The organism is Agrobacterium sp. ST15.16.055 (genome assembly GCF_027956555.1).
Classification (GTDB): domain Bacteria; phylum Pseudomonadota; class Alphaproteobacteria; order Rhizobiales; family Rhizobiaceae; genus Agrobacterium; species Agrobacterium salinitolerans.
In genome coordinates this window covers 227,665-240,661 of record NZ_JAQKGN010000006.1, presented here as the reverse complement: position 1 = coordinate 240,661, position 12,997 = coordinate 227,665, and the positions used below count along the sequence as shown (strand labels likewise).

General features: G+C 59.1%; 11 protein-coding genes and 2 tRNA genes. 8 read left to right on the top strand and 5 right to left on the bottom strand.

The window, feature by feature from the left end; all coding sequences use genetic code 11:
• Positions 1-91: 91 nt before the first annotated feature.
• Positions 92-868: an alpha/beta fold hydrolase gene (locus tag PL599_RS12280; RefSeq protein WP_269824635.1), complete on the bottom strand. Its 777-nt coding sequence runs from the start codon at positions 866-868 to the stop codon at positions 92-94.
• Positions 869-1,038: 170 nt separating this feature from the next.
• On the opposite strand from PL599_RS12280, the gene PL599_RS12275 reads away from it, so the two are divergent.
• Together PL599_RS12275 and PL599_RS12270 are read left to right on the top strand one after the other, a co-directional pair.
• The gene (locus PL599_RS12275) at positions 1,039-1,284 is read left to right on the top strand and encodes a zinc-finger domain-containing protein (RefSeq protein WP_035223329.1); all 246 of its coding nucleotides are present in this window, start codon (positions 1,039-1,041) and stop codon (positions 1,282-1,284) included.
• Between the two features lie 30 nt (positions 1,285-1,314).
• A complete protein-coding gene (locus PL599_RS12270; protein WP_269824636.1) occupies positions 1,315-2,496 on the top strand; it encodes an FAD-dependent monooxygenase in 1,182 nt (393 codons plus the stop codon).
• A gap of 2 nt (positions 2,497-2,498) precedes the next feature.
• Here PL599_RS12270 and PL599_RS12265 read toward each other — a convergent pair whose 3' ends face one another.
• Positions 2,499-3,686: a cystathionine beta-lyase gene (locus PL599_RS12265; protein WP_137410417.1), complete on the bottom strand. Its 1,188-nt coding sequence runs from the start codon at positions 3,684-3,686 to the stop codon at positions 2,499-2,501.
• Between the two features lie 376 nt (positions 3,687-4,062).
• Between PL599_RS12265 and PL599_RS12260 the strand changes: the two genes are divergently transcribed.
• From PL599_RS12260 to PL599_RS12235, 6 genes are all read left to right on the top strand, one after another.
• Positions 4,063-5,085, top strand: a complete 1,023-nt coding sequence (locus PL599_RS12260; RefSeq protein WP_162520376.1) for an amino acid ABC transporter substrate-binding protein — start codon at positions 4,063-4,065, stop codon at positions 5,083-5,085.
• Between the two features lie 108 nt (positions 5,086-5,193).
• On the top strand, positions 5,194-6,390 hold the full coding sequence (locus PL599_RS12255) for an amino acid ABC transporter permease (protein ID WP_271359079.1): 1,197 nt from the start codon (positions 5,194-5,196) through the stop codon (positions 6,388-6,390).
• 2 nt (positions 6,391-6,392) lie between these two features.
• On the top strand, positions 6,393-7,550 hold the full coding sequence (locus PL599_RS12250) for an amino acid ABC transporter permease (RefSeq protein ID WP_269824638.1): 1,158 nt from the start codon (positions 6,393-6,395) through the stop codon (positions 7,548-7,550).
• Positions 7,551-7,561: 11 nt separating this feature from the next.
• Positions 7,562-8,335 carry an amino acid ABC transporter ATP-binding protein gene (locus tag PL599_RS12245; RefSeq protein WP_137410420.1) on the top strand — a complete coding sequence of 258 codons (774 nt, stop codon included), beginning with the start codon at positions 7,562-7,564 and terminating at the stop codon, positions 8,333-8,335.
• Positions 8,336-8,638: 303 nt separating this feature from the next.
• Positions 8,639-8,713 (top strand) — tRNA-Glu (locus PL599_RS12240).
• Between the two features lie 449 nt (positions 8,714-9,162).
• Positions 9,163-9,237, top strand: a tRNA-Glu gene (locus tag PL599_RS12235).
• Between the two features lie 130 nt (positions 9,238-9,367).
• On the opposite strand, the gene recJ is transcribed toward PL599_RS12235, so the two are convergent.
• The 3 genes from recJ to PL599_RS12220 all read right to left on the bottom strand — a co-directional run bounded on the left by recJ (position 9,368) and on the right by PL599_RS12220 (position 12,995).
• The gene (gene recJ, locus PL599_RS12230; protein WP_416172502.1) at positions 9,368-11,176 is read right to left on the bottom strand and encodes a single-stranded-DNA-specific exonuclease RecJ; all 1,809 of its coding nucleotides are present in this window, start codon (positions 11,174-11,176) and stop codon (positions 9,368-9,370) included.
• 97 nt (positions 11,177-11,273) lie between these two features.
• Positions 11,274-11,498: a hypothetical protein gene (locus tag PL599_RS12225; protein ID WP_003524853.1), complete on the bottom strand. Its 225-nt coding sequence runs from the start codon at positions 11,496-11,498 to the stop codon at positions 11,274-11,276.
• 186 nt (positions 11,499-11,684) lie between these two features.
• Positions 11,685-12,995: a homoserine dehydrogenase gene (locus PL599_RS12220; protein ID WP_269824639.1), complete on the bottom strand. Its 1,311-nt coding sequence runs from the start codon at positions 12,993-12,995 to the stop codon at positions 11,685-11,687.
• Positions 12,996-12,997: the final 2 nt, after the last annotated feature.

Below are 12,997 nucleotides of genomic sequence, written 5' to 3'. Positions count from 1 at the left end.
TTAGAAATGGGATTCGAATGACGACTTTAAAGGCGGCAAGGCTTCAGTTTTTCTTCATGCAGCATGAAAAAACGTTTCTTGCCGCGCCCGCTCAAAGCGAGCGGTAAAATTCCAGCACCGCCGCCTTGAACACCCGGTCGCCGACGGCCAGCATGTGGTCGCGGCCGGGAATGTCGATCGCCCGCGCATGCGGCATGATCGCGGCAAGCTCCGTACCGGAACCGGCAATATCGTCCTTCGTTCCAACCGCGATCAGCGTTGGCGCATCGATCTTTGCCGCCTGTTCGCGGGTGACGAGAACCCGGGACGTCTCGATACAGGCGGCAAGCGCAAGCCGGTCGCTTTTCGTCTGGTCAGCAAAAGCTCGGAACATGCGGCCGCGCTCATGGGTGACGACATCGAGCGAAGGTGCGAGAAGCGCCTCGGCAATCGGATCCCAGTCGCCCACACCTTCCACCATGCCGATGCCGAGCCCGCCGAAGACCAGCGACCGCACGCGCTCCGGATGTGCCATCGCCAGAAAGGCGGAAATCCGCGCACCCATGGAATAGCCCATCACATGCGCTTCCGCGATGCCGAGATGATTGAGCAGCGCCACCGCATCCCCTGCCATCTCGGGCGGATAATAGGCTTGCGGATCATGCGGCTTGTCGCTGGCGCCATGGCCGCGATTATCGATGGCGATCACCCGGTAACCGGCCTCGCCCAGCGTCTTCACCCAGCCGGGATGCACCCAGTTGACATTGGCGCTGGAGGCAAAACCATGGATCAACAAGACCGGATCGCCCGCCGGATCGCCCTCATCGAAATAGGCAAGGCGAAGACCGTCATGGGAAAAATCGGAAAATTGCGGCGTGTTGAGATTCATCAAGGACATCCTTTTTGCCGGACCATATGGCAGGAAAGCACAAGATTGAACATGTTTTGCTGACGATTTTTATGGAGATGCAATGCGTTTGAGGCTACATATCCGCAACGACGAGCCGATGCGAGAAGACGGATTGCGGCTCGATAACGATATTGCATTTGGAGACGAACATGGCCGGGCATTCCATTCCCCATTTCCAGAACGATGGCGGACACAGCGTAATCGAGATCGGCGTCAAGGAATTCATGTGCACCGGCGCTTCCGTGCCCTACGATCACCCGCATATCTTCATCGATATGGGCGACGACAATGAGAAGGTCTGCTCCTACTGCTCCACCCTTTACCGGTACAATCCGTCGCTGAAGGCCGAGCAGACCAATCCTCCGGGCTGCGTCTTCCATGTGAAGGCCGCCTGACCTTCCACTTTTCCTGATCGGGGCGCACCAATGCCCATCAAATCCGTAGCCATTGTCGGTGCCGGCATCGCCGGTCTCACCGCTGCCCTGTCTTTTGCCCGTTACGGGATCGACTGTGACATCATCGAGCAGGCCGGTGAGCTGACGGAAGTGGGCGCCGGCCTGCAACTCTCGCCCAATGCCGCCCGCATTCTCGACACGCTTGGGGTACTGCCTGATATCGAGGCGCGCTGGACCGAACCTCTCAGCGTCGAACTCGCCTCCGGAAAATCGCTGGCCACGCTGCTCTCCCTGCCGATGGGCGCGGTGGCCCGCAGCCGCTGGGGCGCACCCTACGGCGTACTGCACCGCTCGACGCTGCAGAATGCACTTTTCCAGGCGGTGACACGAAACCCGCTCTGCCGCCTTCATCTCGGCAAGCGCATCGAAAACGCGACGGTGGACGTGATTGCCGCAACCACCTTCCGTGACCATGACCTGATCGTCGGCGCGGACGGCGTCTGGTCGGCGGCCCGTTTCGCGGTCCCTTCCGCCCCCGCAGCCACCTTCTCCGGCAATATTGCCTGGCGCTTCACGGTCGCCGCAAACGATGTGCCGTCAGCCATCAACAAAAGCGCCGTGACCGCCTATCTCGGCTCCGGCGGCCATATCGTCGCTTATCCGCTGAAGGAAGTCGGCGGCTTCAACATTGTCGCCATCGCGCTCGGCGCCGACCCGGGCGCAACCTGGCGGGCGGAATCGGGCGGGCGGCAGAAAGCCATGCTGCTGGAACAGTTTCGCGGCTTCAGCCCGGATATCGTCCGATTGCTCGATTCGTCTGAAAATCCGACCTTCTGGCCGCTCTATCAGGCCGGCCCCGGCCGCTGGCATAATGGCCGTGACACGGTGCTGATCGGCGATGCGGCGCATGCCATGATGCCCTTCGCCGCGCAGGGCGCCGCGATGGCGATAGAGGATGCGTTTGAACTTGCGTGGGCGACGGCAGGCGGCAATGCCGAAAAGCCCCTGCCCTTGCCGCAGGCCCTTGCCGGCTTTGAGGCCCTGCGCCTGCCGCGCATAGAAAAGGCCCGCAAGCGGGCCTCCCTCAACCGTTTTGCCTATCACGCCACAGGCCCGGTGCGTATTGCGCGGGACTTCGTGTTTTCCACGCGCCCCACCGACGCCTTCCTGAAGGATTTCGACTGGCTCTACGGCTACCGCGCCAAAGGCTGAGGTTAAATCCCGGCCGCAGCCGTAAACCCGGCCTCGAGGTCCTTCTTGAGATCGGCGATATCCTCGAGCCCGATCTGCAGGCGGATGACCGGCCCTTCCGAAGGGCCCTTGGCAATAGTTCTGTCGACAAGCGAGACCGAAACGGCAAGCGATTCGTACCCGCCCCAGGAATAGCCCAGCCCGAAGAAGGTCAGCGCATTGAGGAAAGCGGCCGCCGCCTGCTTGTATTTGCCTTCCTCCGCCTTCAGCACAAAGGAGAAAACACCGCTTGCGCCCTTGAAGTCGCGCTTCCAGAGTTCGTGCCCTGCAAAACTCGGCAGCGCCGGATGCAGTACACGAACGACGTCGTCACGGCTCTCCAGCCATGTGGCGATATCGAGCGCGCTTTTCTGATGGTGCGCCAGCCTGATTCCCATGGTGCGCATGCCGCGCAGGATCTGGTAGGCATCGTCAGAGGTAACGCAGATGCCCAGATTGGCATTGGCCTGATCAAGCGCCTTCCAGTGCTTTTCATTGGCCGAAACGAAACCCATCAGCACATCCGAATGGCCCGAAGGATATTTGGTGGCGGCGTGAATGGAGACATCGACGCCGAAATCGAGCGGCTTGAAATAAAGCGGCGTCGCCCAGGTATTGTCCATCGTCACCACACAATCATGCCGGTGAGCGATATCCGCGATCAGCCTGACATCCTGAATCTCGAAGGTGTTGGAGCCCGGCGCTTCCAGATGCACCAGCTTGGTGTTCGGCCGGATGAGAGCCTCTATGCCCTCCCCGATTGCCGGGTCGTAATATTCCACCTCGACACCCAGCTTTTTCAGCATCGTATTGCAGAAACGGCGCGTCGGGAAATAGACGGAATCGACGATCAGCGCATGGTCACCGGCGGCGAGATAGGCAAGGAATGGCACGGTAATGGCCGCAAGACCCGAAGGCACAAGGATAGTTCCGAACGAACCTTCCAGTTCGTTGACGAGATTGCACAAGGCATCCGTCGTCGGCGTGCCGTGGGTGCCATAGGTGTATTTCTGGTTTTCGGTCGAGAGCGTCTCCGCGTCGGGAAAAAGCACAGTCGAGCCACGCACGATGGGCGGATTGACGAAACCGAAACAGTCGGCGGGATCGTTGCCGCCGTGGGCCAGGCGCGTATTCACACCTGCGGCGGAAAGCAGGTCATTTGTCTTGGTCATTTCAGATCAACTTTCGAAGGAATATTGATGCGTTCGACAATGCTAAGAGTGCAACGCAAGGTCAAGTCCGGCAGGGACGCCAGAACGGGTCGGAGCGACCCGTCGCCGACCAGAATACAAGAAGTATGCAAATACTGTGCAAGTGCAAATTTCCGCAAAAATATGCTTATATTTTCACCCTTTGCACACTTCCCGACCAAAATTTGGAAAATTCCGTTTTATAGGCACAATTATTGCCCGCACGTCTTGACCCCGCTGCCAATTGCGATTGTGATAGAAAGAGCGGATCGAAAAAGATCTCGCTGAAGGGGGAGCTGGGGAAAATAAATATGCCGGCCCTCTTCCAAGTGACGATAACAAACAAAGGTTGGGAAAAATGAAAAAGGCAATTCTGTCAGCCGCCATCGGCGCAGCAGTTTTGGGAGGAGCCTCGGTCGCTTCGGCTGCGACGCTTCAGGATGTCAAGTCGAAAGGTTTCGTCACGTGCGGCGTTAGTGCTGGCATTCCGGGATTTTCCAATCCCGATGACAAGGGTGAATGGTCCGGTATCGACGTTGACTATTGCCGTGGTATCGCCACCGCGGTTTTCGGTGATCCTTCGAAAGCCAAGTTTGTCGCCCTTTCGAGCAAGGACCGCTTCCCGGCTCTCCAGTCCGGTGAAGTCGATGTTCTGACCCGTAACACCACCTGGACGATCAGCCGCGATACGTCGCTGGGCTTCAACTTCCGCACCGTCAACTATTATGACGGCCAAGGCTTCATCGCCAAGAAGGGCCTCAACGTGAAGTCCGCTCTTGAACTCTCCGGCGCCGCCGTCTGCGTTCAGACCGGCACGACCACCGAGCTCAACCTGGCCGACTACTTCAAGACCAACAATCTGCAGTACAACCCGGTCGTTTTCGAAAAGGAATCCGACGCGACGTCTGCCTATGATTCCGGTCGTTGCGACGTCTACACCACCGACCAGTCGGGTCTTTACGCCATCCGTCTGAAGCTGAAGAACCCGGAAGAAAACATCGTTCTGCCGGAAGTCATCTCCAAGGAACCGCTTGGCCCGGCCGTTCGCCAGGGTGACGACCAGTGGTTCGACATCGTGACCTGGGTTCACTATGCGATGGTCAACGCCGAAGAGCTTGGCGTCACCTCCAAGAATGTCGATGAGCAGAAGAACAGCGCCAATCCGGACGTGAAGCGCCTGCTCGGCACGGAAGAAGGCACCAAGATCGGCACTGATCTCGGCGTGACCAACGACTGGGCCTACAACATCATCAAGCTGGTGGGCAACTACGGCGAAGTCTTCGACCGCAACGTCGGCGCAGGCTCTCCGCTGAAGATCGAGCGTGGCCAGAACGCGCTGTGGACCAAGGGCGGCCTGCAATACGCACCGCCGGTCCGTTGATCGGCCCCATTACCGGCTAGATCATATAAGGAGGCTGGGCAACGCCCGGCCTCCGCTTCAAATTATATAAATAAGCTCGCAAAGAGCATATAAAAGGGAAAGGTGCCTATGGCAGGCAACGCGGTCAGTTCGCAACGATCGCGCGCGCAAAGCGCGTCGTCATTTATCTACGATCCACGCATACGCGGCATTTTTTATCAGGTCCTGACAGTCGTCGTCCTGGCCGCTTTCGTCTGGATCATCGTGACGAATACGATCACCAATCTTCAACGGTCAAACATCTCGTCCGGCTTCGGCTTCCTCGATGGAAGAGCCGGTTTCGATATCGGCCAGTCGCTGATCGCTTATACCAGCGATGCGACCTATGGCCGGGCATTGCTCGTTGGCATTCTCAACACGATCCAGGTTGCGTTTTTCGGCATCATCGCCGCCTCGATCATCGGTTTCATCGTCGGCATCGCCCGGCTGTCCAACAACTGGCTGATTTCGAAACTCGCGCAGGCCTATGTGGAAATTTTCCGCAACATCCCGCCGCTGCTCGTCATCTTTTTCTGGTACAAGGGCGTCATCTCGGTTCTGCCGCAGGCGCGCGAATCGCTGGAACTTCCACTCGGAACCTACCTCAACAATCGCGGCTTCTTCTTTCCCAAGCCGTTGTGGGGAGAAGGCACCTGGCTCGTGCCGCTGGCCTTTCTCGTCGCCATTGTCCTCAGCTTCTTCGTTTACCGCTGGGCGAAGGCCAGACAGGAAAGAACCGGGCAGCAGTTCCGTACCGGAATAACGGCGACGCTTCTCATCATCGGCCTGCCGCTGGCCACATTTCTGGCGCTTGGCGCACCGCTGACATTCGACTATCCGATTGCCGGACGGTTCAATCTCACCGGGGGCGCGGTCGTCGCACCTGAATTCATGTCGCTGTTCCTGGCGCTCTCCTTCTATACCGCCTCCTTTATCGCCGAAATCGTTCGCGGCGGCATCAAGGCCGTGGCGAAGGGGCAGAAGGAAGCTGCGGATGCACTGGGACTTCGCGCCAGCACCACGACGCGACTGATCGTCGTTCCGCAGGCGATGCGCATCATCATCCCGCCGCTGACGAGCCAGTATCTCAATCTGACCAAGAACTCGTCACTCGCAGTCGCCGTCGGTTTCGCCGACATCGTCTCCGTCGGCGGCACGATCCTGAACCAGACGGGTCAGGCGGTTGAAGTCGTTGCCATCTGGCTGGTCATCTATCTCTCGCTGTCCCTGCTCACGGCCGTGGTCATGAACTGGTTCAACGCGAAAATGGCCCTGGTGGAGAGATGACGATGACGATTAGCAACCACGCCTTCGTGCGGCAGACCATTGAAGAAGCCCGCCCCGCGCCATCGAGCGCGGTGGGCATCACCCACTGGCTGCGCACCAAACTCTTCGCCACGCCCAAGGATACGGTTTTCACCGTCATTGCCATCGCTCTGCTGGCCTATATTGTGCCACCGATTATCGATTGGCTGTTCATCGACGCGGTATGGACCGGCAGCGATCGTATCGCCTGCCTGACCGCTTCGCAGGGCGGCGCCCTGCCGGACGGCCAGTCCGGTGCGTGCTGGGCTTTCGTTTCGGCCAAGCTTGGCCAATTCGTCTTTGGCCGCTACCCCATCGATGAACGCTGGCGTCCGATCCTCGTCATGGTGATGTTCACCATCCTGTTGATCCCGATGCTCATTCCGAAGGCGCCGTTCAAGCGTCTCAATGCGCTGGCGCTCTTCATCATCCTGCCCTTCATTGCGTTTTTCCTGCTTATCGGCGGCGTCTTCGGCCTGCCTGTGGTCGAAACGCAGCTCTGGGGCGGCCTGATGGTGACGCTCATCCTGTCGTTTTTCGGGATCACGGTGTCGCTGCCCTTCGGCATTCTTCTGGCGCTCGGCCGGCGCTGCAACATGCCGGTGATCAAGATGCTCTGCGTACTCTTCATTGAGGTCATCAGAGGCATTCCGTTGATCACCGTCCTGTTCTTCGCCAGCATCATGCTGCCTTTGTTCCTGCCCGACGGCTGGACCTTCGACAAGTTCCTGCGCGCGCTCGTCGGCGTGTCGCTGTTCTCCTCGGCCTATATGGCGGAGGTGATCCGCGGCGGCCTGCAGGCCATTCCAAAGGGACAATATGAAGGTGCGGATTCACTCGGCCTGAACTATTGGCAGAAGACGAGACTGATCGTGCTACCGCAGGCGCTGAAGCTCGTCATTCCGGGCATCGTCAACACCTTCATCGGGCTGTTCAAGGATACGTCGCTGGTCTCGATCATCGGCATGTTCGACCTGCTCGGTATTGTCACACTCAATCAATCGGATGCGAACTGGGCCACGCCCGTCACCGCCATGACTGGCTATATTTTCGCAGGCTTCGTATTCTGGATCTTCTGCTTCGGCATGTCGCGTTATTCGCTGTTCATGGAACGGCACCTCGACACCGGGCATAAACGATAAGGGACGCTCAAATGGCAGAAACCCAAGCAAAAGAACTGGCCGTCTCGACTACGGACGTGGCGATAGAACTCATCGGCATGAACAAGTGGTATGGCGACTTCCACGTGCTGCGCGATATCAACCTGAAGGTCATGAAAGGCGAGCGCATCGTCATCGCCGGCCCTTCGGGCTCGGGCAAGTCCACCATGATCCGCTGCATCAACCGGCTGGAAGAACATCAGTCAGGTACGATCAATGTCGACGGAATAGAACTCACCAACGATCTCAAGAAGATCGATGAAGTGCGTCGTGAAGTCGGCATGGTGTTCCAGCACTTCAACCTCTTCCCGCATCTGACGATCCTTGAAAACTGCACGCTGGCGCCGATCTGGGTTCGCAAGATGCCCAAGAAGGAAGCCGAGGAAGTGGCTATGCACTATCTGACGCGCGTCAAGATCCCCGAGCAGGCGAATAAGTATCCCGGCCAGCTGTCCGGCGGCCAGCAGCAGCGCGTGGCGATTGCCCGCTCGCTCTGCATGAAGCCGAAGATCATGCTGTTTGACGAGCCGACCTCGGCGCTCGACCCGGAAATGGTGAAAGAAGTGCTCGACACCATGGTCAGCCTCGCCGAAGACGGTATGACCATGCTATGCGTAACCCACGAAATGGGCTTTGCCCGTCAGGTCGCAAACCGCGTCATCTTCATGGACCAGGGCCAGATCGTCGAACAGAATTCGCCCGCCGAATTCTTCGACAATCCGCAGCATGAGCGCACCCGGCTGTTCCTCAGCCAGATTTTGCACTGAGACTGCAATCGACACGTATATCGAGCGGGGCCGTTTCGGCCCCGTTTTCGTTTCTGGAGATCTGCTGAAATCTTTATCTCCATGCACGAGCGCGACGATTTCGATTTTGTGATTCCACCGCTCTCGAAGCGCCAAGAGCACAAAAATGCGCTCGACATCGCAGTTTAACCAATTGTTACGAAACGAGAATCCTTGTTTTCCAGGGGTTCTGGTGGCCCATGTCATTTTTTTGTCAAATCATGCATTTTTCCGCTTGCAGACCTTCAGGAGCCTGACTATAAGGGCGCCACACCACAAGCGCACGCGCCCTTCGTCTATCGGTTAGGACGTCAGATTTTCATTCTGAAAAGAGGGGTTCGACTCCCCTAGGGCGTGCCACTTGCCTTCGTGTTTTCCTCTTCAAAATGTAGATGCACCGCGTCAGTTCGCAAAATCGCTACGCGCGATCAATGCAGCGGAACCGATTCCCGCCGAGCACGTTAGAATGCTGTCCCCCCGATGGAAGGCAAGCTGGCCGAAACGCCAACAGGCAAATCGACCCGCTTGCCTTTCCCCTTCCAGCCAAATCACAGCGCGGTTCTGTCTGGCGGGCAGCAGATGCCAGCTAAGGGTTGGAAAAGCGCTCCCCGGGCCTTCCACGAGGCATAAAGGCATTGCCGACGCGCCGCGATAGCGGCGATATTTCAAGGCCTTGGCCGGTTCCAGCGCAGTTTTCCACAGCCTTTCCGGCGTCCATAAAAAAACTCGTCACGAAGCGAGAAAAATCGATTTTTCCGCTTGCGGAGCAACGGGAGCCTGACTATAAGGGCGCCACACCACAAGCGCACGCGCCCTTCGTCTATCGGTTAGGACGTCAGATTTTCATTCTGAAAAGAGGGGTTCGACTCCCCTAGGGCGTGCCACTTGCTTCTCCCAAAAAAATCAATCCTCTGCACGTAAATCTTCACGTATCGCGTAAAGACGTCGCCGCACGTTCGATGTGCCCGCCCAGCGCATTGTTTCCATAAAATTGAGGATTTTTCGGCAGCCCTGTCAGGGCGCGAAAGCCGCATCCAGCACACGCAGTTGAACCCGCCTCTGGCCCTGCCAGAGATCGGCACCTACCGTGCCTGCCACATGAATATTCCTGCCACGCGCATTCAACAGCATCTGCCCCAGGGGCGCTTCTGCGGCGCGAAAGGCGATACCGTCCAGCCGCGAGCCGTCCATGGCCTCCAGCGTGATCTTGACGTGCGCTGTCCCCACAAGCCGCACATCGCGCAGGCGGTGTGCCGGCACGGCAAAAACCGGCTGCGAGTGGCCTGATCCGTAAGGACCGGCCTGTTCCAGCTGGTCGACAAGCTGCAATGTCGCGCCTGATGCGCCGATGGCGCCATCGATCTTCAGCACGCTGCTTTGCACCAGCTCGTTCACCGTCTTTGCGGCCGCTTCCTCGAAGAATGTCCTGAGCTTGCCGAGATTGGCGCGCTCCACCGTCAGTCCGGCCGCCATGGCATGGCCGCCGCCCTTGACCAGCAACCCAGCCTCCACGGCGGCGCGCACCATGCGCCCCATATCGAAGCCGTTGATCGAGCGACCCGAGCCGGTGCCCTTGCCGGAGGGATCGAAGGCAATGGCGAAGGCTGGACGACGGAAACGATCCTTCAGACGCGAGGCCAGCAGGCCGACAATGCCCGGATGCCAGTTCTCGCGAGCGGTGACGATGACGCCGGCGCCAGAGCCGTCACCATATTCGAACAGCGCCTCGGCTTCGGCCTCCGCCAGCATCGCCGCTTCCATGGCCTGCCGCTCGCGGTTCAGCTCATCCAGCCGCTCGGCAATGACCTCGGCCTGCGAGGAATCATCGATGGTCAACAAACGACTGCCAAGCGCGGCATCGCCAATGCGGCCGCCGGCATTGATGCGCGGCCCGATCAGGAAACCGAAATGATAGGGGGTCACAGGCCCGCCGAGCCCCGCCTTCTTGAACAGCGCCGCAAGTCCCGCATTGTTCATGTGCCGTGCGGCAATCAGCCCCTTCACCACATAAGCGCGGTTCAGCCCCTTCAGCGGCACCACGTCGCAGACCGTCGCAAGCGCGACGATATCAAGCAGCGACAGGAGGTCGAGCGTAAAGGCCCGCCGGTTGTGTCTGTCCTTCAGCAGCCGCAACGTGGCCACCAGCACCAGAAACACCACACCGGCGGCACAGAGATGCCCCTGCCCCGACAGATCGTCCTCGCGATTGGGATTGACCAGCGCCACCGCTGGCGGCAGTTCCGTGCCGACCTGATGGTGGTCGATCACCACCACATCCGTTCCGGCGTCCTTTGCGGCCTGAAGCGACTCATGACTGGTGGAACCGCAGTCGACGGTCACGATTAGCGTCGCGCCATTGGCGGCCAGCTGCTGCATTGCCGCCGGGTTCGGCCCGTACCCTTCAAAAATGCGGTCGGGAATATAGATTTCCGGCATCAACTCGAAATGCGCGAGAAAGCGATACATCAGCGCCGAAGAGGCAGCGCCATCAACATCGTAATCGCCGAAGATCGCCACCTTCTCGCCGGTCTCGATGGCACGCACCAGCCTTTCGGCGGCCTTTTCGCAATCGGTCAGCATATGCGGATCGGGCATCAGCGAACGAATGGTCGGATCGAGGAACGCCAAAGCGTCATCGACGCCCACGCCGCGCCCGGCCAGCACCCGCGCAATCAATTCGGGAATCCCATGGACCTGAGACATCGCCAGCGCGCGGTTCTGCCCGGCCTGATCCAGCCGCGATACCCAGCGCTGTTCTGTCGCCGACCGCTCCACGCTTAGAAATGCGCGGGCCACGGTATCGGCCGGCTCCAACATTGCCATCCTGTCCCTTCATCTTCTCATGCGCGTTCCGCGCCTTGGTTAGAACGGGCTAAATGGCGAAGGCGTGTTTTTCAAGCAAAAACGCGCCTTGACGGAGTCACACCGAAAAAATCGAGAAAAACGGGCTGACGATTGAGACGGCACCGACCAGCAGCAGCAACGAAAAGACCGCGAGCGAACACCAATTGCGCTCATGCTCCCCCATGTCGAATTCCATGCTGCGAATATTGTCGTTGGCATTGTGAGGCCGCGCCCGGTGATGGGCGGCTGCAACACCTGCGCGCTTATTGTCCTTGAACAGGATGATCGATGTCACGGCCACGCCTCCCTCGCTTGGTGAACGGATTAACCATAGTGCCGAATCGCCTTGTTTTCCAGCGTTTCCGATGCCTTCCCCTCAAATTTTATGGGTGTCCGACGACCGGCGTGATGCCGGCTGCAATACAACGAAAAACCGCGCCTCCATCTGGAAGCGCGGCTTTTGATGTCATCAAAACAATGAAGCGTCTCAGGTCCGCTCGATGCGGATGACCTGCGGCTCGCTGACCAGATATTTCTCGTTCTTGATCGCCTTCACCGCCTTGCGGATCGCATCCTCCATCGTCGCATGGGTGACGAGGATGATGGTCTGCGGCGCGCCTTCCACATGCACGCGCTGGCGTTGCACGATGGATTCGAGCGAGATGTTATTGTCCGCCATGCGGGTGGCGATGGAGGCGAAGACGCCCGCCTGATCCTTCACCGTCAGACGGATGAAGTAACCGCCCTCATGGCTCTTCATCTTGGCGCGACGATATTCCGTCAGCGATTTCGCCGGACGGCCGAGAACCGGCACCTGCTGGGCACCCGGACGGCTCTTGGCGATATCGGCAATGTCGCCCAGTACGGCGGAGGCCGTGGCGTTGCCGCCCGCACCCGGGCCAACCATCAGCAATTCCCCGAGAATGTCGGATTCGATCGCCACCGCATTGGTGACGCCATCCACCTGGGCGATAACGGAATCGAGCGGCACCATGGTCGGATGCACGCGCTGTTCGATGCCGGATTCGGTCACCTGCGCCACGCCGAGAAGCTTGATGCGGTAACCGAGTTCGGCGGCCGCCTGAATGTCCTCGCTGGAAATATTGGTGATGCCTTCCAGATAGATATCGTCGGCCGAAATCTTGTTGCCGAAGGCAAGCGTTGTCAGAATGGCAAGCTTGTGGGCTGTGTCGTTGCCCTCGATATCGAAAGCCGGATCGGCTTCGGCATAACCCAGCCGCTGCGCTTCTTTCAGGCACGCCTCAAAGGACAGCCCTTCCTTCTCCATCTTGGTCAGGATGTAATTGCAGGTGCCGTTCATGATGCCGTAGATGCGCGACACATGGTTGCCGGTGAGAGACTCACGCAGCGCCTTGATGACGGGGATACCGCCGGCCACCGCCGCTTCGAAGTTCAGCAGCGCGCCCTTGTCTTCGGCAAGGGTCGCCAGTTCGACGCCGTGCTTGGCCAGCAGCGCCTTGTTGGCTGTCACCACATGGAGACCGCGTGCAAGTGCGGCGCGCACCGCATTTTCCGCCTGGCCAGAAGCACCGCCGACCAGTTCGACGAACACGTCAATATCGGCTTCGCTCGCCATCTGCTCGGGCGTGTCGAACCAGGTAATACCCGCAAGATCAATGCCGCGGTCGCGCGAACGATCGCGCGCGCTCACCGCAATAATCTCAATCGCGCGTCCGCAGGTAATCGCAAGTTCGTTGCTTCTCTGCTGGAGGATGCGCACGAGCGAAGCGCCGACAGTGCCGAGCCCCGCTATGCCGATTCTCAATGAATCTGCCATGG